Annotated in this window: 22 protein-coding genes; 18 read left to right on the top strand and 4 right to left on the bottom strand. The window is 46.6% G+C overall.

Features of this window, described 5'->3' with window-relative positions; translation table 11 throughout:
* Positions 1–169 precede the first annotated feature (169 nt).
* The 5 genes from nhaA to EKG39_RS23575 all read left to right on the top strand — a co-directional run bounded on the left by nhaA (position 170) and on the right by EKG39_RS23575 (position 3,376).
* Positions 170–1,369 carry a Na+/H+ antiporter NhaA gene (gene nhaA / locus EKG39_RS03235; RefSeq protein ID WP_126504150.1) on the top strand — a complete coding sequence of 400 codons (1,200 nt, stop codon included), beginning with the start codon at positions 170–172 and terminating at the stop codon, positions 1,367–1,369.
* Positions 1,366–1,749 (top strand): hypothetical protein, encoded by a 384-nt coding sequence (locus tag EKG39_RS03230; protein ID WP_126504148.1) that lies wholly within the window; start codon positions 1,366–1,368, stop codon positions 1,747–1,749. Before nhaA ends, EKG39_RS03230 begins: the two co-directional genes overlap by 4 nt.
* Positions 1,749–2,657 carry a transcriptional activator NhaR gene (gene nhaR, locus EKG39_RS03225; protein WP_126504146.1) on the top strand — a complete coding sequence of 303 codons (909 nt, stop codon included), beginning with the start codon at positions 1,749–1,751 and terminating at the stop codon, positions 2,655–2,657. Before EKG39_RS03230 ends, nhaR begins: the two co-directional genes overlap by 1 nt.
* Before the next feature lie 76 nt (positions 2,658–2,733).
* Positions 2,734–2,973: an FAD assembly factor SdhE gene (locus EKG39_RS03220; protein WP_126504706.1), complete on the top strand. Its 240-nt coding sequence runs from the start codon at positions 2,734–2,736 to the stop codon at positions 2,971–2,973.
* Positions 2,954–3,376: a protein YgfX gene (locus EKG39_RS23575; RefSeq protein ID WP_126504144.1), complete on the top strand. Its 423-nt coding sequence runs from the start codon at positions 2,954–2,956 to the stop codon at positions 3,374–3,376. The genes EKG39_RS03220 and EKG39_RS23575 overlap by 20 nt, the downstream gene beginning before the upstream one ends.
* A gap of 56 nt (positions 3,377–3,432) precedes the next feature.
* On the opposite strand, the gene nadB is transcribed toward EKG39_RS23575, so the two are convergent.
* Positions 3,433–5,043: an L-aspartate oxidase gene (gene nadB, locus EKG39_RS03210; protein ID WP_126504142.1), complete on the bottom strand. Its 1,611-nt coding sequence runs from the start codon at positions 5,041–5,043 to the stop codon at positions 3,433–3,435.
* A 200-nt stretch (positions 5,044–5,243) separates the two neighbouring features.
* On the opposite strand from nadB, the gene rpoE reads away from it, so the two are divergent.
* From rpoE to acpS, 11 genes are all read left to right on the top strand, one after another.
* A complete protein-coding gene (rpoE, locus tag EKG39_RS03205) occupies positions 5,244–5,822 on the top strand; it encodes an RNA polymerase sigma factor RpoE (RefSeq protein WP_126504140.1) in 579 nt (192 codons plus the stop codon).
* Between the two features lie 27 nt (positions 5,823–5,849).
* Positions 5,850–6,470, top strand: coding sequence for a sigma-E factor negative regulatory protein (locus EKG39_RS03200; RefSeq protein WP_126504138.1), 621 nt, complete (start codon positions 5,850–5,852; stop codon positions 6,468–6,470).
* A gap of 29 nt (positions 6,471–6,499) precedes the next feature.
* Positions 6,500–7,432 (top strand): MucB/RseB C-terminal domain-containing protein, encoded by a 933-nt coding sequence (locus tag EKG39_RS03195; protein WP_126504136.1) that lies wholly within the window; start codon positions 6,500–6,502, stop codon positions 7,430–7,432.
* A 24-nt stretch (positions 7,433–7,456) separates the two neighbouring features.
* The gene (locus tag EKG39_RS03190) at positions 7,457–7,912 is read left to right on the top strand and encodes a SoxR reducing system RseC family protein (RefSeq protein ID WP_126504134.1); all 456 of its coding nucleotides are present in this window, start codon (positions 7,457–7,459) and stop codon (positions 7,910–7,912) included.
* 129 nt (positions 7,913–8,041) lie between these two features.
* On the top strand, positions 8,042–9,832 hold the full coding sequence (gene lepA / locus EKG39_RS03185) for a translation elongation factor 4 (protein WP_126504132.1): 1,791 nt from the start codon (positions 8,042–8,044) through the stop codon (positions 9,830–9,832).
* Between the two features lie 168 nt (positions 9,833–10,000).
* Entirely contained in the window at positions 10,001–10,918 is a 918-nt protein-coding gene (lepB, locus tag EKG39_RS03180) for a signal peptidase I (RefSeq protein ID WP_126504130.1), read from the top strand.
* Position 10,919: 1 nt separating this feature from the next.
* Positions 10,920–11,597: a ribonuclease III gene (gene rnc, locus EKG39_RS03175; RefSeq protein ID WP_126504128.1), complete on the top strand. Its 678-nt coding sequence runs from the start codon at positions 10,920–10,922 to the stop codon at positions 11,595–11,597.
* Entirely contained in the window at positions 11,594–12,601 is a 1,008-nt protein-coding gene (era, locus tag EKG39_RS03170) for a GTPase Era (RefSeq protein WP_126504126.1), read from the top strand. The genes rnc and era overlap by 4 nt, the downstream gene beginning before the upstream one ends.
* Before the next feature lie 111 nt (positions 12,602–12,712).
* Positions 12,713–13,420: a DNA repair protein RecO gene (recO, locus tag EKG39_RS03165; RefSeq protein WP_126504124.1), complete on the top strand. Its 708-nt coding sequence runs from the start codon at positions 12,713–12,715 to the stop codon at positions 13,418–13,420.
* A gap of 108 nt (positions 13,421–13,528) precedes the next feature.
* On the top strand, positions 13,529–14,266 hold the full coding sequence (pdxJ, locus tag EKG39_RS03160; RefSeq protein ID WP_126504122.1) for a pyridoxine 5'-phosphate synthase: 738 nt from the start codon (positions 13,529–13,531) through the stop codon (positions 14,264–14,266).
* A 169-nt stretch (positions 14,267–14,435) separates the two neighbouring features.
* A complete protein-coding gene (gene acpS / locus EKG39_RS03155; protein WP_126504119.1) occupies positions 14,436–14,834 on the top strand; it encodes a holo-ACP synthase in 399 nt (132 codons plus the stop codon).
* Between the two features lie 334 nt (positions 14,835–15,168).
* Here the strand turns inward: acpS and EKG39_RS03150 are convergent, their stop codons facing one another.
* Positions 15,169–16,191 carry a sensor domain-containing diguanylate cyclase gene (locus tag EKG39_RS03150; protein ID WP_126504117.1) on the bottom strand — a complete coding sequence of 341 codons (1,023 nt, stop codon included), beginning with the start codon at positions 16,189–16,191 and terminating at the stop codon, positions 15,169–15,171.
* 290 nt (positions 16,192–16,481) lie between these two features.
* Between EKG39_RS03150 and EKG39_RS03145 the strand changes: the two genes are divergently transcribed.
* A complete protein-coding gene (locus tag EKG39_RS03145; RefSeq protein ID WP_126504115.1) occupies positions 16,482–17,027 on the top strand; it encodes an Mpo1 family 2-hydroxy fatty acid dioxygenase in 546 nt (181 codons plus the stop codon).
* Positions 17,028–17,096: 69 nt separating this feature from the next.
* Here EKG39_RS03145 and EKG39_RS03140 read toward each other — a convergent pair whose 3' ends face one another.
* Both EKG39_RS03140 and EKG39_RS03135 read right to left on the bottom strand, forming a co-directional pair.
* The gene (locus tag EKG39_RS03140) at positions 17,097–18,383 is read right to left on the bottom strand and encodes an HlyC/CorC family transporter (RefSeq protein ID WP_126504113.1); all 1,287 of its coding nucleotides are present in this window, start codon (positions 18,381–18,383) and stop codon (positions 17,097–17,099) included.
* A 183-nt stretch (positions 18,384–18,566) separates the two neighbouring features.
* The gene (locus tag EKG39_RS03135) at positions 18,567–19,358 is read right to left on the bottom strand and encodes a cytochrome C assembly family protein (RefSeq protein WP_126504111.1); all 792 of its coding nucleotides are present in this window, start codon (positions 19,356–19,358) and stop codon (positions 18,567–18,569) included.
* Positions 19,359–20,064: 706 nt separating this feature from the next.
* On the opposite strand from EKG39_RS03135, the gene ffh reads away from it, so the two are divergent.
* Positions 20,065–21,438, top strand: coding sequence for a signal recognition particle protein (gene ffh / locus EKG39_RS03130; RefSeq protein WP_126504109.1), 1,374 nt, complete (start codon positions 20,065–20,067; stop codon positions 21,436–21,438).
* Positions 21,439–21,653: the final 215 nt, after the last annotated feature.

Raw genomic sequence — 21,653 nt, 5'->3', positions numbered from 1 at the left:
TTTCTGCAACAAATTCAAAATTGCCTGTAAAATAATCATTTGATATCTATTCATTCTCTCGCTACACTTAACACCTCGGAAATACCGATGTTAATGGCTGTTGCAATCGAATATTCACGTTTGTTGTATTCCGATACACTCGGATCATTAAGATATATTGGAGCAAGTTATGGAAAGGGCTATTAAGAATTTTTTAAGCCAGGAATCGGCGGGTGGCATTCTGCTTATGATTGCAGTTGCACTCGCAATGATTATGGCAAATTCGCCACTATCAGGAATGTACCAAGGCTTCCTGGATACGGAAATGCAGATACGCGTCGGTAGCTTAGATATCGACAAGACACTGATACATTGGATCAACGATGGTCTGATGGCGCTATTTTTCATGCTAATAGGCTTAGAGGTTAAACGGGAATTGCTTGAGGGGGCACTGTCGAGTGCGGCTCAGGCATCTTTACCGACTTTTGCTGCGGTTGGTGGCATGGTATTCCCTGCGGGAGTCTATCTGTTATTTAACTATGGCGATCCTATTACTCAAGCTGGCTGGGCTATTCCGGCAGCTACTGATATTGCATTTGCTCTGGGAATTATGGCTCTTTTAGGTAGCCGGGTCCCGGTTGCTTTGAAAGTGTTTTTATTAGCGTTAGCGATAATCGATGACCTGGGTGTTGTTGTTATCATTGCCATGTTCTACAGCACAGACCTTTCTATGTTGAGTCTGATCGTGGCAGGTATTGCGATTTTAGGATTGATCGGCCTTAACCGGAAAGGGGTGACGGACTTAGGTCCATATGGTGTGCTCGGTATTATATTGTGGATCGCGGTATTGAAGTCCGGAGTTCACGCAACGTTAGCTGGTGTGATCATCGCTTTCTGTATTCCGCTCAGAGCAAAAGATGGTAGTTCGCCCTCTGAAAGCCTGGAGCACAGTCTGCATCCCTGGAGCACCTTTATCATCTTACCGATATTTGCATTTGCTAATGCCGGTGTTGATCTTAGCCCGATGAGTTTCGGTGATATCTTATCGCCTGTACCTGTGGGTATCGCTTTAGGTCTATTGTTAGGTAAGCCATTAGGTGTACTTCTTTTCAGCTACATAGGTGTGAAGCTTAAGCTGGCTGTATTGCCGGAAGGGATGGGCTGGAAACATATTGCTCCGGTGGCTGTGATGTGCGGTATCGGTTTCACCATGTCGATGTTTATCTCTTCGCTGGCCTTTGTTGGCGATGCCGAGGCTTATGGTGATTTTGCAAGATTAGGTATTTTAGTGGGGTCGTTCGCATCGGCTATTATTGGTTACTTCTGGTTAGATAAGGTATTGCCTGCCGCGAGCGTAGCTAAAGAAAATGAGAAAGGAGGAGTCGCATGAGATTAATACTATTAACACTTACCTTGTGTATAGGTTTTATTTCCACAGCTCAAGCTGATCAGTTGAATGCCTGCAATACTGATATTAAGAGCGAAACCTGTCAGCACTATCTCGAAGGCGTGGTTGATGGCGCAATGATGTATAAGCCAAGTGCTACGGGGGCCCGTATTGAGAGTAACAGTTACGAGTCTCGTGCACTCAAATACCGTGGCGGTAAACGCTTCGAAGAGGCAAATCGCACCTACTGTGAGAGCCGTATTCCGGATCGAGAGGTGTTGGTTGATGGTTTGGCTGAAGCATTCAGTTCCGGTAGTGTGAAAACGGTCGAAGACCTGAATAATGCGATGTACAGTCTTATGGACTGCCAGCGTCTCAAGTAATGTCACATTTAAACTATAACCACCTGTATTACTTTTGGATGGTACATAAAAAGGGCTCGGTAGCGAAAGCTGCCGAGGCTTTATGTCTAGCCCCCCAAACGGTTACCGGGCAGATCCGCGTCCTTGAAACACGGCTTAAGGGCAGTCTATTTAAGCGTGTGGGTCGGTCATTGGAGCCGACAGAACTCGGCGAGCTGGTATTTCGTTATGCCGATAAGATGTTTAGCTTAAGTTATGAGATGCTGGATATTCTCAACTATCAAAAAGATGAGAATATTCTATTTGAAGTCGGTATTGCCGATGCCTTATCGAAAGCCTTGGCGAGTCGGGTATTGCTCTCTGTTGTACCCAGTGACGGCTCTATGCATCTTGCCTGTTTCGAGGCAACCCATGAAAGTTTGATGGAAAGGTTACGCGAACATAAGCTGGATATGATCTTATCTGACTGTGCCGGTGAGTCGTTGAAATACCCAGAGATATTGTCAAAGAAGTTGGGCGAGTGCGGTATCGCTTTCTTTTCCTCCGAGCAATACAGCAAGCCATTTCCGGAGTGTCTGGAGGAGGGGAAATTACTTATTCCGGGTAAACGCACCTCTCTGGGACAACAACTGCATCACTGGTTCGATGAAAACGGGCTCAACGTCAATATATTAGGTGAGTTCGATGATGCCGCTATGATGAAAGCCTTCGGCTATTTCAAGCAAGGTATTTTTGTGGCTCCCTCAATCTATAAGCAGGATATTCTCTCCCATGGTATGAACTTGGTAGGCGAAACGAGCGACGTCAAGGAGGTTTATCATGTGATGTTTGCCGAACGGATGATCCAGCATCCTGCGGTTAAACGTTTGCTTGAAACCGATTTTACGGATCTCTTCGAGGGCAGAGACCCGCAGGTTAAATTACTATAACGAAGTGACATCGACTCTGTGAGTCACACGCGTTACACTAACCAAAAAATAAGGGAGCATTTGCGTGTCTGAACCGATGAATATTGCCAGAGTAAGATGGGCATGCCGTAGAGGTATGCTTGAACTTGATGTCCTGTTTCAACCTTTTGTTGAATCCCAATATGAACAGTTATCCACTGAAGATAAGAATATCTTCGTTCGTCTATTAGAGGGCGAAGATCCGGAGTTATTCGCCTGGTTTATGGGTCACGAGCAATGTCCTGATCCCGAGCTTGCCGATATGGTTAAACGCGTTCGTGGCAGAGCGGCTCCATAGCTTCAGTGTAAACGCTTCATTCGATCAGCGATTATCGCTGATCGTCTTCTGCGGTGTGTGTCTTACCTCTTTTCTTGCCTGGCCGGATATAGATAGTTTTTATTACTCTTTCGCTAAATACCTCTCCTTTACTCTGTTAGTTCTGTTCTTCTGTTATCAGTTTTGGTCGTTAAAGCATTGGCGTTGCCGGTTTTCTCTAAATGTAAAAGGCGAGGGGAGCTTAGATGAGAACAATAGGAGTGAAAGTTTCGAGCTTGTGGGTAGGAGGCTGGTTACTCCATTTGTGTCTCTGTTTTATATCCAGACCGATAGTGGCAAACGATTGATCATTGTCTGGTCAGATATGCTCGACGACACAAGTTACCGTCACTTGTGTCGTCTGCTTCTGGCTCAAAAAAGATGATTAATGACCCGGCTTTAGCTCTAAAGCGTCGGGCAACTAAAGCGTAGGGGACTGGGTTAATCGGGCTGCAGAATTGTCGGTGTCGGATTTTCTACTTGCTGTGGGTGATCTATGTTGTAATGCAAGCCGCGGCTCTCTTTTCTCTCCATTGCACAGCGAATAATAAGCTCGGCGACCTGAACTAAGTTTCTTAGCTCCAACAGGTTATTGCTGACGCGGAAGTTACTGTAATATTCCTGTATCTCTTGCTGCAGCATGATGCAACGCCTCAAGGCGCGTTCGAGACGTTTATCTGAGCGCACTATTCCAACGTAATCCCACATGAACAGGCGTAGCTCGTGCCAGTTATGGGCGATGACAACTTCCTCATCTGAGTTAGATACCTTACTCTCATCCCAGGCGGGTAAAGCGTCAGGCATTGGAATTTTATGGAGCTGACTTTCAATATCTTCACCGGCGGCTCTGGCAAATACTAAACATTCCAGTAACGAGTTGCTCGCAAGGCGATTTGCGCCATGTAAGCCGGTATAAGCCACCTCACCAATGGCATAGAGTCCATTGAGATCGGTTTGACCATGAAGGTCGGTCATGATCCCGCCACAGGTATAATGAGCGGCCGGTACGACAGGAATTGGGTCAGTGGTAATATCGATACCGAACTCGAGGCAACGTTTATGGATCGTGGGGAAGTGCTTGATAACGAAGTCAGCGGGCTTATGGCTGATGTCCAGGTAGACACAATCTGATCCCAGACGTTTCATCTCATAATCTATTGCACGGGCGACAATATCCCTCGGGGCCAATTCGGCTCGCTCATCGAAGTCGGGCATAAAGCGGCTACCATCCGGGCGGCGCAGGTAAGCGCCTTCGCCTCGAAGTGCTTCGGTAAGCAGAAAGTTTCTGGCATCGGCATGGTAAAGGCAGGTGGGATGGAATTGATTGAACTCCATGTTTGCCACACGGCAACCCGAACGCCAGGCCATAGCGATACCATCACCCGAAGCGATATCCGGATTAGATGTGTATTGATAAACCTTAGAGCTGCCACCGGTGGCGAGGGCGACAAAACGTGCCTTAACCGTTTCGACCTGTTCGGCGTCACGGTTCCAGATATAGGCTCCGAGTACACGGTTTCCGGGTCTGTTTAGCTTACGTGAGGTGATAAGGTCGATGGCATTATAGCGTTCGAGCACTTGGATATTAGGATGTGCTCTGGCTCTGTCTTGCAGGGTTACCTGAACTTCTTTACCTGTTGCATCGGCGGCATGAAGAATTCGTCTATGGCTATGACCACCCTCACGGGTTAGATGATAGGGCGCATTTGTCGAGTCACCGTCAAGGGTTTCCTCTTTATCGAATGCGACGCCACACTGAATGAGCCACTCCATAGACCGTTTGGCATTTTCTGCGGTGAAAGTGACCACTGATTCATCACAAAGTCCAGCTCCGGCAACTAAAGTGTCGGTAACATGGGACTCAACGGTATCGCCTTCATCGAAGACTGAGGCTATACCGCCCTGGGCATAATAAGTTGAACCTTCACTTAGAGGCCCCTTGGAAAGTAATGTAACTTGTGATTTTTCAGCAAGATGCAAGGCTAAAGTGAGTCCCGCAGCACCGCTGCCGATAACCAAAACGTCAGATTGGTGTTCAACTACTTGTTTCATCAGGTATCATAGTCTGTTCAGTGAGTGTTAACTATGGTAAACCAAGAGAAGAATTTTGGATAGATTACCGGTTAACAGAAATTAAATTCATCTCTATGCAATTTTTTTAGAACTTTTCGGAAGTAAGCTAGTCTACATATGTGAATATGATTCGAGCGACTGAGAAATCAGCATTTTAGATTTAGGAGTAGTCGGCTCGGATGAGTGGACAAATAAGTGATCAACAATTAGTTGAACGTGTACAACAGGGAGATAAAAACGCTTTTAACCTTTTGGTGCAGAAGTATCAAAACAAGGTCATGAGTTTGATTGCACGCTATGTGCGTAATCAGGCAGACGTTGCTGATGTTGCTCAGGAAGCCTTTATAAAAGCTTACCGAGCCTTGCCCAATTTTCGTGGTGAAAGTGCTTTTTATACCTGGTTATACCGAATTGCGGTTAACACAGCGAAGAATCATTTGGTTGCACAGGGGCGACGCGCACCTGCAAATGATATCGATGCAGAGGAAGCCGAATATTATGATGGCAGCGACGCATTAAAGGAGTTTGCATCTCCGGAACGTTTGATGATGTCGGATGAGATCCAGAAGGTTGTCTTTGACACCTTGGATACATTGCCAGAAGAATTAAAGATGGCTATTTCGTTGCGAGAGCTCGATGGTATGAGTTACGAAGAGATAGCGAACGTCATGGATTGCCCCGTTGGTACTGTAAGATCCCGGATCTTCAGGGCTCGTGAGGCGATTGATAAAAAGCTGCAGCCTTTGCTGGAGCAGTAGCATCCTTTAAATGAATACAGGTGAAAAATGGATAAATTAGGTCAGGAATGGGTATCCGCTGCCGTCGATGGTGAAATCGATGAGCAGATGTTAGCTGAACTTGCAGCTGACAAGGATTCACATGAGCAGTGGCGTGATTATCATATGATCGGCGACGCGATGCGTGGAGAGTTACCTAAGACAATGCACTTAGACCTTTCTGCCAACATTGCAGCGGCAATCGAAAATGAACCCACAATTATTGCACCCGTTAAGCGTGAAACGCCTAAAGATGTAAAAGTTGAAACTAAGGGACTGAGTAATGTCATTCCTATGTTTAAACAATTTGGTCAGTATGCTATCGCTGCAAGCGTAGCTTTAGTGGCGGTTGTCGGTGTTCAAAACTACGGCCAGCAAGAGAGTGCAATCGATGCATCTCCTCTACCCGTGCTTAACACTCGTCCACTCGTTGGCAGTGTTACACCTGTGAGCCTGCAAACCGGCCCTGTTCAACAGAATCAAAGTTTCACCAACGACCAGGTTATGGAGCAGCGTCAGCGTATTAATGCTTATATTCAGGACCATATGCTGCAACAAAGATTGAATAATGGGGTGCAAATAGACGACAATAGCCATAGTGAATTAGATTCAATACCTGTGAATCATTAAAACTATACTTTTACTCGTAAGGAGTTAGCTTGCGTCTTATCCTATTGGGTCTGTTGTTTCTTAATTTCCCTGTGATGGCACAGGAAGCTATATCGGCTAAGGCTTGGCTGGAAAATATGAGTCAAGCCTTGCGTGAGCAAGAGTTCAAGATCTCCCTGATACAGCTTCAAGCTGATCATATTAGGCCATTGGTCTATATCCACGGTAAAATTGCAGATCAGGAAGTGGCTTTTCTCGAGCACCTCAACGGTCCGCCAAAAAATGCAGTCAGAGTTGGCCAGACTGTTACCTTTATCGAGCATGACCAACCAGCGTACAGTGTTGCTGCAAAACGCATACAAGGGCTCTTTCCGCCTGCATTTGCCGATGACTTTTCCGCTTTAGAGTCTGGTTATCAGTTCGTTCTTGGTGGACGAACCCGTTTAGCCGGTCGCCCCGGCCAGTTAGTACGCATTATCCCCAATGACAACTATCGTTACGGTTACCAGGTATGGTTGGATATGGAAACATCGCTTCCGCTGCGTTATGACATGCTGACTCAAGACAAGCAGTTGTTGGAGCAGATACTTGTAGTCGAGTTATTAGTACTCGATGAAGTTCCGGCTATTCTCCATGAAGCCTATAAACAGGATTGGCCAGCTGTTGTTTCTCAATCTGAACGAGATGCAGGCGATAACTGGAAATTTAAGTGGTTACCCGCTGGTTTTGAGGTGTTGGTTAAAGATAGCCACAGGCTCATGGGCAGTGATGAATCTGTAGAATACATCGCCTTAAGCGATGGAATTGCCAATATTTCAGTATATGTTGCAAGGGCCGGTGATGCGCAGATGCCAGAAGAGTTAGTGACACGAAATGGTTTGTCATTAGTCACTGAGAGAGTGGGTAATGCTGAAGTTGTCGCTGTGGGTAAGGTTCCTACAGAGACCTTGGCTCGCGTAGCCAAGAGTATAACGATTGAGTAATGAGGTCGTGGTGGAGTTAGTCCTATGATGGAAGAGATGGCGAAGGTGATCAAGTGCGATAATCAGGGCTGGGTGACGGTAGAAGTCCAGGTCAAGAACGCCTGTAACCATTGCGATAATTCTGAGTCATGTGGTACCTCAGCCGTTTCAAAGGCCTTCTCTCCTAAGGTACAAGAGTTTTCAATTTCATCCGATACTTATTACGAGCCTGGAGAGTTACTCAGGCTCGGCTTGCCTGAGAGTGTTATCTTGAAAGCGGCTGCGCTGGTATACTTAATGCCTCTGCTTGGGCTCTTTATCGGCGCGATGCTTGCCTCGCTGATATCACATCAAATAGGGGTGATCAGCAGCGATTTATTTGTGATCCCGTTTGCGTTAGTCGGTGCATTTCTTTTCTGGCGATTAGCCAAGAGCAAAGCCCGCCAGATGGAGTCCTCTAGTCAGCCGATCATTCTCTCTCACTTAGGTCACTCCATTTAATTTCTGTAAAGCCACTTTTTAGCCTTAAAAATGAGCTTTATCCGGGTATTCGATTGGTATTAGTCCGTCGATCGGGTACAATTCGGCACTTTTGATAATTTCAACTTCGAGTAGTAATCAATCCATAACATGAAGCACATTAGAAACTTTTCGATTATTGCCCATATCGACCACGGCAAATCAACACTCTCCGATCGTTTGATTCAAGAATGCGGCGGTCTTTCTGAGCGTGAAATGGCAGCCCAGGTTCTGGACTCAATGGATATTGAGCGTGAACGCGGCATTACCATTAAGGCACAGAGTGTTACTCTCGATTATAAAGCTCAAGATGGTGAAACATACCAGTTGAACTTTATTGATACGCCTGGCCATGTCGATTTTTCCTATGAGGTATCGCGCTCCCTTGCAGCTTGTGAAGGTGCACTCTTAGTGGTCGATGCCGGACAAGGCGTAGAAGCCCAGACTCTGGCAAACTGTTATACCGCGCTAGAGATGGATATGGATGTTGTTCCTGTCCTGAATAAAATCGATCTGCCTCAGGCCGACCCTGAACGTGTAGCCGATGAGATTGAAGATATCGTTGGTATCGAAGCGGCCGATGCGGTGCGCTGTTCGGCAAAAACCGGCATCGGTATTAAAGATGTGCTTGAAGTTATCGTTGAGCAAATACCACCGCCGGAAGGTGATTCTGAAGCGCCTCTGCAAGCGCTGATCATCGATTCCTGGTTCGATAGTTACCAGGGGGTTGTGTCACTGGTACGTATCAAAAATGGTGTCCTGAAGAAGGGCGATAAGTTTAAGGTTATGTCTACGGGACAGACCTATAACGCAGATCGCGTGGGTATCTTTACACCTAAACAAACCGATACCGGAGTGCTAAAAACCGGTGAAGTTGGTTTCGTTATCGCCGGCATCAAGGAGATCCACGGTGCCCCGGTCGGTGATACCTTGACTCATGCTAAGCATGGTGCCGTTGAACCTCTTGCTGGTTTCAAGAAGGTTAAGCCGCAGGTCTATGCGGGTTTATTCCCTATCTCGACCGATGATTATGAGAACTTCCGTGATGCATTGAACAAGCTTAGCTTGAATGATGCTTCTCTCTTCTTCGAACCTGAAACATCATCTGCATTGGGCTTTGGTTTCCGTATTGGCTTCCTTGGTCTGCTACACATGGAGATCATCCAGGAACGTTTAGAGCGTGAATATAATCTGGATTTGATCACTACGGCGCCTACGGTTGTCTATGAGATTGTGACGACGACAGGGGAAACCATCTATGTGGATAACCCGTCAGATCTTCCTGCTATAAATAATATCGAAGAGATGCGCGAGCCGATCGTAGAGACCAATATTTTGGTGCCTAAGGATTATCTGGGCAATGTGATCACCTTATGTGTTGAAAAGCGCGGTGTTCAAAAAAGTATGGTTTACCATGGCAATCAAGTGGCAATCACCTATGAATTGCCAATGGCCGAAGTGGTAATGGATTTCTTTGACCGCCTTAAGTCGACCAGTCGCGGTTATGCGTCACTCGAATATAACTTTGTTCGTTTCGAACCTGCTGACATGGTGCGTCTCGATATCCTAATCAATGGTGACAGAGTCGATGCCCTGGCAATGATTATCCATAAAGGATTGATCCGTCATAAAGGTTTAGCATTGGTGAATAAGATGAAAGAACTTATTCCACGTCAGATGTTCGATATCGCTGTTCAAGCCGCCGTTGGCAGTCAGATTATTGCGCGCTCCTCTATTAAGGCGATGCGTAAGGATGTGACGGCTAAATGTTATGGTGGTGACGTTTCTCGTAAGAAGAAGCTGCTTCAGAAACAGAAAGAGGGTAAGAAGCGTATGAAGCAGGTGGGTAATGTGGAAGTACCACAAGAAGCCTTCCTTGCCGTGCTTAAGCTCAATGATTAGAGACTCATTCGTTAAGAATTGTTAATAGTGAGCAAAATAAGGCGCCGCAGTTTGCGGCGCTTTCGTTACTAACGTATAACTGACCTATCCCTCTCAGATACTCGATTTTTTAAACCGGGTATCGCTCAGAGATAGCATTATTTGTTTTAAGGCAGGAGTTAATTACCTATGGCAGCCTATTTTTCCCTTATCTTAGTGTTAGTCACATTGAGTAGTGGCCTGGTTTGGATGGCCGACGCACTGTTACTGGCACCTAAGCGTCGTGAAAAGCTTGCGATGGCGCAAGCGGTAGACGCGGATATCAGTGAAGAAGTCGCCGAAAAAATCACTCGTGAACCAGCTCTCGTTGAGACGTCTCGTTCTATCTTCCCAGTGATCGCATTTGTACTTATTTTACGTTCATTTATTTATGAACCTTTTCAGATCCCGTCGGGCTCTATGATGCCAACACTCTTAGTTGGTGATTTCATCTTAGTTGAGAAGTTTACCTACGGGCTTAAAGATCCTGTGTGGCGTAATCAGTTAGTTGAGACCAATAAGCCAGAACGTGGTGATGTCGCGGTATTTAAGTATCCGGTCGATCCAAGAATCGATTATATCAAGCGAGTAGTTGGTCTGCCTGGTGATAGAATTGTCTACCGTAATAAGCAGCTCTACATACAGCCGGCGTGCGGTGAAGGCGTTGAGAGCTGTCCTGAACTAAAGCAGGTATCCAGAGCCTCTGTTAATCAGGGCGAATTTGCTCAAAATGGTACACCGCTACTGCGTTACACCGAACAGCTGGGTGAGGTGAGTCATGATATTCTTATCAACCCAAGTCGCCCCGATCCTTTAGGATATTACTTCCGCGAAGGAAACCTTCCTGTCGGAGAGTTTATCGTTCCTGAAGGGCAATACTTCATGATGGGTGATAATCGTGATAATAGTACCGATAGTCGTTTCTGGGGATTTGTACCCGAGGAGAACTTAGTCGGTAAAGCGGTGGCTATCTGGATTAGTTTTGAATTTGAACGAACGGCAGCCGACTTCTTACCAAGCTGGATCCCGACGGGTGTACGTTTTGAGCGTGTAGGTGGAATTACATAAGATGGAACCGATTAAAAACATGCCTAGATTATGTCGAACTTTAGGTTATGAGTTCAACGACCAATCGTTACTCGAGCATGCATTAACGCATCGTAGTGCGTCCAGTAAACATAATGAAAGGCTGGAGTTCCTTGGAGACTCTATACTGTCCATTATTATCTCGGATGCGCTGTTTCATCAATTTCCTAAGGCTACTGAGGGCGATCTGAGCCGTATGCGTGCCACATTAGTCTGTGGAAAGATGCTGGCAGAGATCGGTTTCGAGTTTAAGTTAGGTGATTACCTGAATTTAGGCCCGGGTGAGTTGAAAAGTGGTGGGTTTCGACGAGAGTCCATCATTGCCGATGCCGTTGAAGCGATTATCGGTGCCGTTTACCTCGACTCAGACGTCGAAAAGTGTCGTCGTTTAGTGCTGAGTTGGTATGAGTCACGTCTTGCGACTATCCAGCCGGTAAACCAGAAAGATCCAAAAACCTTGCTACAGGAGTTGTTGCAAGGTTTTAAAAAGCCACTTCCGGTCTATAAAGTCATAGACATTAAAGGCGAAGCGCACGCGCAAACCTTTACGGTGGAGTGTTATGTTGAAGAGTTAAGCAAGCCGGTTATCGGTATTGCAAGTTCCCGTAGAAAAGCGGAGCAGCTAGCGGCTGCGGACGCTTTGGAGTTAATTAAGAGATGACCAAGAAAAACGCGCCAGCAAACAATGAAGCGGGTAAGCAGAACGAACCTAGCTTAGATGAGCTGTTGGCACAGATGAACAATTCCTCATCGGCGGCAAAATACGATGTGACGTATTGCGGCATGGTGGCGATTGTTGGTCGACCAAATGTGGGTAAATCTACGTTACTCAACAAATTACTTGGTCAGAAGATCAGTATTACCTCTAAGAAGCCACAAACGACCCGTCATCGCATCATGGGTATTCATACCGATGGCGCACGTCAGGTAGTGTTTATCGATACTCCTGGCTTGCATATGGAAGAGAAGCGAGCCATCAACCGTCTGATGAACCGTGCGGCCGCCAGTTCATTAGCCGAAGTTAGCCTGGTGATCTTTGTCGTCGATGGCATGACCTGGACCGAAGATGATGAGATGGTGCTGCGTAAACTGCAAAGCCGTGATGATGGTCGTAAGACAGTATTGGCTATCAACAAGGTCGATAATATCAAAGATAAGGAAGCTCTTTTCCCTTATCTCGAAGAGTTATCGAAGAAGTTTGAGTTTGATGAGATACTGCCTATTTCAGCCACTCAGGGCACCAACGTTCAGCGTATCTTAGATATGTCAGTGGAATCTGTGCCTGAGTCGCCACACTTCTTCCCCGAAGACTATGTTACCGATCGCTCACAGAAGTTTATGGCATCTGAAATCGTTCGTGAAAAGCTGATGCGCTTCTTGGGTGATGAATTGCCCTATGATGCAACGGTAGAGATCGAGCAGTTTAAGATGATGGAAAATGGCGTCTATCAGATCAATGCCTTGGTGCTTGTCGAGCGCGAGACGCAGAAACGTATGGTGATTGGCAACAAAGGCGAGCGCATCAAGAAGATAAGCTCGGCTGCCCGTATGGATATGGAGGTCTTGTTCGACAACAAGGTGTTCCTTGAGATGTGGGTCAAGGTTAAATCCGGTTGGGCCGATGATGAACGTGCACTTCGTAGCTTAGGTTATGGCGAGGAGTAATACTCTTCGTACAATAATGCCTCTCGACTCGGTAATGATTCATTGCCGACTTGATGGGCATTTTTTTTGCGCCAAAATCTTCTTACACCCAGTACCGTTGGAGCTTGATTAATGTTGCGCGGTTATGTGCTGCACACTCGTCCCTTTCGTGACTCCAGTGTCTTAGTGAACATGTTGGTCGATGGTCAGGGAAGGGTCGATTGCGTCGCTCGTCTGGGGAGTGGTAAGAGCTCGATTAAGAGTGTTTTACAACCCTTTCAGCCTCTTATTTTTGAACTGTCCGGCCGCACCAGTCTTAAGAACCTCACTCAGGTCGAAGCCGCGAGTCCGGCTATTCCTCTAAGTGGAGAGGTGAGCTTTTCTGGTTTCTACCTCAACGAACTGCTGGTGCGTTGTACCAGTGTCGATCATGGTGGTGAGGCACTATTTTTCAACTACCACAGGACCTTGATGGCGATGGTTGCAGACTTTTGTCAGAGTCAGCTGAGATATTTTGAGCTCGAACTGCTCAAAGAGATAGGCTTGATGCCGACACTTACCGTCGACATCAGGCAGGATGCAATCGAAGTCGATTACTACTATCGTCTGTTGCCCGATGAAGGTTTTGTCAGCGCTCTGGGGCCTAAGACCACTCACTATAGCGGAGAGATGTTGCTGGCACTGAATGAACATAAGTTGCTGCCTGCACATTTCAAACAGGCCAGGAATTTGATGCGGCTCATGTTAGCCCCTTGTCTGGGTGACAAGCCTTTGAAGTCGAGAGCGTTATTTAAATACCGGCCAACATCACCGATAGGCAATACCAATCGGCGTAAGTAGTTTTTCACTGGTTTTTCCCCGCGACATTAGTACAATAGCTTCACTAATATTCTGACGACGTGAACATAAAATAACGTCGCCCTATCCCCTATATTCTGAGGAATTTCCATGAGCCGTATTTTACTGGGTGTTAATATCGATCACATCGCGACCTTACGTCAGGCCCGTGGAACATCGTATCCGGATCCTGTTCATGCCGCAGCGGTAGCTGAGCACGCTGGCGCCGAAGGGATCACGGTTCATCTGCGTGAAGATAGACGTCACATCATAGACCGCGATATCTATCTTTTGGCTAAAACATTAAAAACACGCATGAATTTTGAGATGGCTGTAACAGACGAGATGCTCGATATTGCCTGTGAAGTCAAACCTACCTATGTGTGTCTGGTACCCGAGAAGCGTGAAGAGCTCACCACCGAAGGCGGCTTAGACGTCGCGGGTCAGATGGGAAAGGTTGGCGCTGCGGTGCAACGTCTCGATGAGGCCGGGATCAAGGTATCTCTGTTTATCGATGCCGATAAAACCCAGATCGATGCCGCTGTCGAAGTGGGGGCACCTCTGATCGAAATCCACACCGGTTGTTACGCCGATGCCGAAAATGAAGCAGAAGAGGCTAAAGAGCTGGCACGTATCACTGAAATGGCCAAATACGCACACTCTAAGGGCTTAATCGTCAATGCCGGCCATGGACTTCACTACCATAACGTTAAGCCGATAGCAGCGATTCCAGAGCTATATGAGCTAAACATCGGCCATGCCATCATCGCTCGCGCCGCTATCGATGGCTTGGCGACAGCCGTAAAAGATATGAAGCAACTGATGAACGAAGGTCGCAGAGGGGAATAATAGCTATTAGCTACGAGTTTCGGGCTACGAGCTAGGTGTTACGAGCTATAAGCGATAAGTTATAAGCTGTAAGCTTGAGCGCCGTGATTCGTAGCTTTCTTGAACTTATAACTTTCTTTGCTCTGTCTTGAGCTTAAGACTTACAGCTTCTCTGCTTTAAGGAGTATTCATGATTGTTGGTTTAGGTACCGATATCGCCGAGATTGAACGTATCGAGCAAAAAGTCCCCCAGGCCGGCGATCATGAGGCTCTGGTTAACTGCCGTCTGGCTAAGCGAGTGCTGACTGGAGCGGAGATGGCGATATTTGTCGCCTCGTCTCAACCCGGGCGGTATCTGGCCAAGCGTTTCGCCGCCAAAGAGGCTGCAGCCAAAGCGCTGGGGACTGGCATCGGCCGCGGTGTCTCGTTTCAACATATCGAAATATCCAATGATGCCAATGGTGCACCAATGGTGAGTTTCAGCGGCGGGGCGGCCGAAAGGCTCGCGCTTCTAGGTGGCGTTCGCGGGCATATCTCGATTGCCGATGAGAAGCACTATGCGACGGCAACAGTCATTCTTGAGTCTTAGAAATAAGACTCGATAATTTTAAACTGTCATTTGAATGTTTATTTGAAGTCCTTCCTTCACTGGTATTTATCGTTTCCCGCGGGGAATGTGCAGATACTTCTTCGGGGCGCTGTGAAGCCGTCCCTGGCCGCTTAACGAAAACATCCCTGTTTTCGATACCCTCAGACGCATCGACACTAGTTGATTTACAAGCAAGTGCTCTCTTCTAATTGAGTTTTCCACCAAATAGTGGCTGGGAAAGCATAATGATAAGCCAGACTTTAGAGGTCGTTTATACTCTGGAATGTCTGTTGCTTGGTTCGGGAGATTGGTATATCGATCTTTAGGCTTTGAGTTACAGGCTTTCGATTCTGTTGCGGCCGTTGCTTTTTGCTTGGTAGAGCGAGTTGTCGATGCGCTGAAATAGATCCTCTATCGTGTCCTTATCTGTGCATTCGGTGACACCGAAGCTACAGGTAATATACAGGTTGGGTTCTATCTCATATTGGCTGATTGTCGCTCTTAGTTTCTCGGTTACGATGAGGGCTTTTTCCAGTGTTAACTCCGGAAATATGAGAACAAACTCTTCGCCTCCCCAGCGGGCAAAGCAATCCAGCTCTCTGATATTAGCGGATATCAGCTCACACAGTTTTTGCAGGATAAGGTCGCCTTTATTATGGCCGTAGGTGTCGTTGACGTCTTTGAATAGATCTATATCAAAAATGGCTAAAGAGAGGGGGTGATTGTACCTTCTTGAACGTAATACCTCTTTGCTTAGCTCTTTTTCAAAGCTTCTTCGGTTAGCGATAGAGGTGAGTGGGTCTATATTAGAGAGGAGAGCTACCTCTTTAATTTTCTCTTCGAGCTCCTGGTTTTTCTTTTCCAGCTCATTTGCATTAATCTTTATTAGGTTATCCAGTGACATATTGCCTTTTTTCAGGAGGTTGTTGAGCTTGCTGACTTCATCTTCTGCCAACTTTTTATTATGAATATTGTGGTGTGCGCCAATCATCCTGGCCACTGTACCGTCGGCTTTATGAGCCACTATCTTAGCTCGGTCCATTATCCATAAGTAGCTGCCATCAGACTTTCTGCAGCGGTATTCGATAAGGTATTGCGTCGACTTCCCGTTTATATATTGCTCGAAGTGTGTCATCACTCTTTGGTAGTCATCGGGATGAATGATGTTTTCCCAGGTAAAAACATTTTCCTGAAATACCCCTACTTCATGGCCCAGCATTCGATACCACCCGGGGCTACGGGTTACATGGCCAGTCTCACCGTTCCAGTCCCATGTCCCCTCAACTATTAAATCCAGGATGGCGTTTAGGGTGGTATCAGACTCTGTAACTTTTTTATGCTTGTAGGTATCGTTCATGTAATGCTTATACATTGATTTTGTATTATTTTATTTAATATAGTTGAGTTGGGGGGGCTAAAACAAATTAATCTTTTAGTTTCTCATCTGATCTGTGTATTGATATCAGCTGTAACATCACTTTCTGTTTAAGGCGAACCGACGCTTTTAGGTGCAGGAGGTCAATCTCAATTCGCTGATGGCTGTTTTGACTTTTGTCTTTTTAAATCTTGACGCTATTAATGTAGTAAGAAATGAATTAAGTTAGTGATAAATGAGACTAACGTCACACTTATATGCGAGGAGAACAGATGAAATCAGCCGAAGAGCAGTTATCGACCTATAAGAGTGTTCACCTGAACCCGAAGAATATCAGGACTCATTTTGTGGGGATCCCGCTGATTATCTGGTCGCTGTTCTTGCTGCTGAATCTTATTCCTGTCAACTTTTTTGCCCTGGATGATCCTGCCATCAGCATCAATGTTGCCGGCGCCTTCACCATCGGGGTACTCATCTATTACATCAGCTTGCATGTCCGTCTGGCCATTGGCTTAACCCTGTTTATCATCCCGGTGTTCTATACCTCACATCTTGTGGCCCAGTCACAGGGCGCTATCTGGATTGCGCTCGGCGTGTTTGTTATTGGCTGGGTGTTTCAACTGATTGGCCATAAATATGAGAAGGCGAAGCCTGCCTTCGTGGATGATTTGAATCAGTTACTTATCGGGCCGTTTTTCCTGATGGCTGAGGTATATTTTATGCTTGGGCTCGAGAGGGCGTTAGATGAAAAGATAACGCCGATGGCGGTAGATAAGCGCCGCTTATTGGAAGCTGAGCGTCGTGCGGCGCGCTCATGATTGAGCAAGCTGCGATAGAAAAGTAAAAAGGCGCCTCGGCGCCTTTTTATATTCGGCAGTTCGGGGGGGTTAGTTGTCAGCCTTTTTCGGCGCCTTATAGTGCTGGGGCATCACCCTAACCGTTTTGACCATGTTTTCGGCTACATCCACCACCTCGATAGGATAACCGGCGATCCGCATACTGGTATAAGGCGCCGGGATCTCTTCGAGATACTCGACGATGAGGCCATTTAGCGTCTTGGGGCCGTCGATAGGAAAGTCCCAATGCATCTCTTTATTCATCTCGCGAATGTTGATGCTTGCTTCGATTAAGAAGCTGCCATCTTGTTGCTGGTTGATATCTTCGCTGGGAGTGGTGACCATGGAGGTAGTGAAGTCACCGACAATCTCCTCGAGGATATCTTCTAAGGTGACTAATCCCTGAATATCCCCGTATTCGTCGACCACTAGGCCTATACGCTCCTTATTCTGCTGAAAGTTACCCAGCTGTACGTTCAGAGGTGTACCTTCGGGGATGAAATAGAGCTCTTTTACGGCACGAAGCAGCGAGGACTTACTGAACTGCTCTTTAGATTGTAATCTCAGCGCATCACGAAGGTGAACGAAGCCGACAGCATCATCGATGTTATCTCTATAGAGCAGGACGCGGGTATGAGGGCTCTGTATCACCTGCTTATTGATGCTCTTGAACTCGTCGTTAACGTTAATAGCGTAGAGATCGGAGCGCGGAACCATGATGTCTTCTACCGTGACCTTCTCCAGATCCATGATGGATAGCAGCATCTCCTGGTGACGCGTAGGGATAAGGGCGCCGGCTTCATGGACGACGGTTCTCAGCTCCTCCTGACTCAGCGCATCTGAAGTTTTAACCGAGTGAATTCCAATAAGACGTAATACGCCGGAAGTAATTGCGTTGACTACCTTTACGAGGGGGGAGAATACGACCAACAGCCACTTGAGTAGGAAACTCGATGGGAAGGCGATACGCTCTGGGTGCAGGGCGGCGACTGTTTTTGGTGTGACTTCGGCAAAAACCAGCACGACTAAGGTGAGTACCCCGGTTGCAATAGCAGGGCCTGCGACTGGACCAAAATGGCGAGTGGCCAAAATTGTGGCTAAAGATGCTGCTAAGATATTGACCAGGTTGTTCCCGATGAGAATTAGGCCAATCAACCTATCCGGTCGCTCTAACATATTAATTGCCCGATTAGCTCCCTTATGACCTTTAGAGGCGAGGTGCTTTAGTCGATAGCGGTTGAGGGACATCATCGCGGTTTCTGAGCCTGAGAAATAGGCTGAAATGATCAGTAGTACAACTAGAATGATCAGGAGTGCGCTTGTCGATATCGCGTCCAAAAAGGAGCTCCAGTATTGGGTGAGAACATGTTAAAAAAACATGAAGTAAGCGTAAGAAACTAGTAATTACAGCTAATCGGGGAAAGTGTCAAGTTAGCCTTATTGTTTAGGATAAATTCAAGTCGCTGAATATCGATGCAAATAAGGCTAACTCAGGCTAGAGCTTTAGGTAAACTCTCGCCATCACTGGGTAAGAATAAGCTCTTTGACAATTCGTGCGCCAAAATAGGCGAGTGAGAGCATGGTGGCTCCGGTCAGAGTATAGAGCACGGCGGTTCTTATTTTGCAGCCTACCCAGTATTGCTGTGCGAGCATGGCAATATAGGTAAACCAGGCGATGATAGAGAGTATCGCCTTGTGTCCTTTTCCTTCTGAGAACATATCATCGAGGAAAATAAAGCCGGTCGCTAACGAAAGGCTCAATAGGATCACGCCTACTATAACCAGATGGTAAAGTTGTTTCTCAACTGTCATCAGAGGCGGCATAGAGGGACTCATGATGAGTTTCTTACTCTTTAATTTATGTTGAATGATGGCAAGCTGTATCGCATATAGCGCCGCAATCATCAGGGCGCTGTAGGCCATGAGCGAAAGCACCACGTGAGACAACATATCCGGGTTTAGTTCGAAGTGAGTTATATACTCAGGCGGAACCAGCCAAAGAAGGGCGACGGAGATGATTGAGCAGGCATAAACAACGGGCACGACGACAATCATTTTCAGCCTGAATAACAGCACAGTGAAGCTGAAAGCGATAATCCAGTTCACCATAGATATTACATTGGTTAGGCTAAAGTTTTGACCGTCGCCGGTAAAAATTGCCTGAGAGAGAGCGGCTGCATGGAGCACTACGGCTATCGCTGCGAAGGCGGCGACAATACGTCGATTAGGGCCGTCGGAATGAAAGAGGCGGCTAACCACTAGCACTAAGGCAATGCAGTAAAATAACATGGCTGAAGCGGAAAATATGACCATTGAGTATTAACCTATCGTTTGTGTTTGCAGTGCACCGATTGTTGACGATACAAACAGATGTATCGAACAGGAAAAGTTCACATGTAAATCTTATTCCTAGAATAACACGAGCGACAACCAATTGTGCAGTAGGTTAGCGTACAAAAATTAATTCTTTCTGAGCGTTAGGCCTAAGTTTTACACATTTCTTAGCGCCGTGACGGGCTTTTACACTGCACATATACAAGTTACACTTATAAGTCATATAGCTTTATTGATATTGATGCTCCCCTTAGTACGATGCTTTAACGAACTTCGGGCAAAGGGATTCTAAAGCGCAATCGGAAATACGGCTTTAAAAAGCCGGGACGGAATAAATCCGGGGTTATTAACTCCCCCCCGTTAAGCCTCCTGCTTTACGCGGCCTTCAGCACTATTTGGTTGTTACTATTAGGGTTAATCCTAGCCGTTGATAGTAGCCGTTAATAAGTAGTCGTTATTGAATGTTTGCTTTATAAGAAAGAGAGGGGGATAGATTGCACTGAGCTTGCCCCGTGGAAGTTTTCATTTAATATCGGCACCTCATGCTTGATATCGGCGAGGACCTCCTTGTTATGAACACTCTTGGCCGGTGAGCCGACGGGCGCCCTGACGCTGGCATCTTAAGTTGGCTTGGGTATATAATACGCCGCATCAATGTAAATTCTAAACGGTAAAGAACTCGATAATGTTTGAGAACCTAACGGACAGACTGTCACGAACGCTGAAAAATATCAGTGGTCGTGGGCGCTTAACTGAAGATAATGTTAAGGATACCTTACGAGAAGTGCGCATGGCGCTACTTGAGGCTGATGTTGCTTTGCCTGTTGTACGAGCTTTCGTCAACGGCGTAAAGGAACGCGCTGTAGGCTTGGAGGTTTCAAAAAGTTTAAGTCCGGGTCAGGCATTTATCAAGATAGTCCAGAGCGAGTTAGAAAACGCGATGGGCGAGGCGAACGAAGGGTTAGACCTATCGGCTCAGCCTCCGGCAGTCATTATGATGGCGGGTCTGCAAGGTGCCGGTAAAACAACCAGTGTCGCCAAGTTATCTAAGTTTCTACGTGAAAGAGATAAAAAATCGGTACTGGTTGTAAGTGCCGATGTTTATCGTCCGGCGGCGATTAAACAGCTTGAAACATTGGCCGCTGAGGTGGAAGTCGAATTCTTCCCGTCAGATGTTAGTCAGAAGCCTATCGATATCGTTAATGCGGCAATGAGCCATGCCAAGTTGAAGTTTATCGATGTGGTGATTGTCGATACAGCAGGTCGTTTGCATGTCGATGAAGGCATGATGGATGAGATCAAGGCGCTACATGCTGCGGTAAACCCTGTCGAGACGCTTTTTGTTGTCGACGCCATGACGGGTCAGGATGCGGCCAATACGGCTAAAGCCTTTAACGAAGCTCTGCCTCTGACCGGTGTCGTATTGACCAAGGTGGATGGTGATGCTCGCGGCGGTGCAGCCTTATCTATTCGTCACATTACCGGCAAGCCGATTAAATTCTTAGGTGTGGGTGAAAAGACCGATGCTTTAGAGCCATTCCACCCGGATCGTATTGCATCACGTATCTTAGGTATGGGCGATGTTCTGTCACTGATTGAAGAAGTTGAACGCGGCGTCGATAAAGACAAGGCGATGAAACTTGCTTCTAAAGTGAAGAAAGGTGGCAGTTTCGACCTTGAAGATTTCCGTGAGCAACTTCAGCAGATGAAGAACATGGGCGGCATGATGGGCATGATTGAGAAGCTTCCCGGTGTTGGACAGTTGCCTCCTGAAGCCTTAGCTCAAGTGCAAAATGGCAAGATGACTAATCAGATGGAAGCCATTATCAACTCTATGACCAAAGGTGAGCGCGCTCGTCCTGATATGATTAAAGGTTCGCGTAAGCGTCGTATTGCTCAAGGTTCAGGTACTCAGATCCAAGACGTTAACCGTCTGCTTAAACAGTTCAGTCAGATGCAGAAGATGATGAAGAAGATGTCTGGTAAAGGTGGTATGAAGAAGATGATGCGTGGCATGGGGGGCATGTTGCCTCCGGGAATGAAGATGCCGGGTCGCTAGAACGAACCAGTTTTACAAGTTAATGAGCCCACAGATGCTAATATTGGTATCTGTGGGCTTTCTATTTACCGTCACTGTCAGGGTCAATGTCGCCTGAGTAATGGTAAAAAAGAGTAAAAATCATTGATACCGGTTTTCATTTAATTGAATAGAGTTTAATCAGAATCGGTATATTTGGTTGCATTCGTCGGCGAGTAAGGTAAAATCGTCCGGCT

Origin of the sequence: Shewanella atlantica (assembly GCF_003966265.1) — a bacterium.
Taxonomy (GTDB): domain Bacteria; phylum Pseudomonadota; class Gammaproteobacteria; order Enterobacterales; family Shewanellaceae; genus Shewanella; species Shewanella atlantica.
The sequence above is the reverse complement of the archived record's forward strand: the minus strand, read 5'-3'. Positions and strand labels throughout refer to the sequence as shown.

What these genes read in the sequence shown, in the direction of transcription:
- nhaA (WP_126504150.1), top strand. Translation starts at nt 170, where the DNA reads ATGGAAAGGGCTATTAAGAATTTTTTAAGCCAGGAATCGGCGGGTGGC.
- EKG39_RS03230 (WP_126504148.1), top strand. Translation starts at nt 1,366, where the DNA reads ATGAGATTAATACTATTAACACTTACCTTGTGTATAGGTTTTATTTCC.
- nhaR (WP_126504146.1), top strand. Translation starts at nt 1,749, where the DNA reads ATGTCACATTTAAACTATAACCACCTGTATTACTTTTGGATGGTACAT.
- EKG39_RS03220 (WP_126504706.1), top strand. Translation starts at nt 2,734, where the DNA reads ATGAATATTGCCAGAGTAAGATGGGCATGCCGTAGAGGTATGCTTGAA.
- nadB (WP_126504142.1), bottom strand. Translation starts at nt 5,043, where the DNA reads ATGAAACAAGTAGTTGAACACCAATCTGACGTTTTGGTTATCGGCAGC.
- rpoE (WP_126504140.1), top strand. Translation starts at nt 5,244, where the DNA reads ATGAGTGGACAAATAAGTGATCAACAATTAGTTGAACGTGTACAACAG.
- EKG39_RS03200 (WP_126504138.1), top strand. Translation starts at nt 5,850, where the DNA reads ATGGATAAATTAGGTCAGGAATGGGTATCCGCTGCCGTCGATGGTGAA.
- EKG39_RS03190 (WP_126504134.1), top strand. Translation starts at nt 7,457, where the DNA reads ATGATGGAAGAGATGGCGAAGGTGATCAAGTGCGATAATCAGGGCTGG.
- lepA (WP_126504132.1), top strand. Translation starts at nt 8,042, where the DNA reads ATGAAGCACATTAGAAACTTTTCGATTATTGCCCATATCGACCACGGC.
- lepB (WP_126504130.1), top strand. Translation starts at nt 10,001, where the DNA reads ATGGCAGCCTATTTTTCCCTTATCTTAGTGTTAGTCACATTGAGTAGT.
- rnc (WP_126504128.1), top strand. Translation starts at nt 10,920, where the DNA reads ATGGAACCGATTAAAAACATGCCTAGATTATGTCGAACTTTAGGTTAT.
- era (WP_126504126.1), top strand. Translation starts at nt 11,594, where the DNA reads ATGACCAAGAAAAACGCGCCAGCAAACAATGAAGCGGGTAAGCAGAAC.
- recO (WP_126504124.1), top strand. Translation starts at nt 12,713, where the DNA reads ATGTTGCGCGGTTATGTGCTGCACACTCGTCCCTTTCGTGACTCCAGT.
- pdxJ (WP_126504122.1), top strand. Translation starts at nt 13,529, where the DNA reads ATGAGCCGTATTTTACTGGGTGTTAATATCGATCACATCGCGACCTTA.
- acpS (WP_126504119.1), top strand. Translation starts at nt 14,436, where the DNA reads ATGATTGTTGGTTTAGGTACCGATATCGCCGAGATTGAACGTATCGAG.
- EKG39_RS03150 (WP_126504117.1), bottom strand. Translation starts at nt 16,191, where the DNA reads ATGAACGATACCTACAAGCATAAAAAAGTTACAGAGTCTGATACCACC.
- EKG39_RS03145 (WP_126504115.1), top strand. Translation starts at nt 16,482, where the DNA reads ATGAAATCAGCCGAAGAGCAGTTATCGACCTATAAGAGTGTTCACCTG.
- EKG39_RS03135 (WP_126504111.1), bottom strand. Translation starts at nt 19,358, where the DNA reads ATGGTCATATTTTCCGCTTCAGCCATGTTATTTTACTGCATTGCCTTA.
- ffh (WP_126504109.1), top strand. Translation starts at nt 20,065, where the DNA reads ATGTTTGAGAACCTAACGGACAGACTGTCACGAACGCTGAAAAATATC.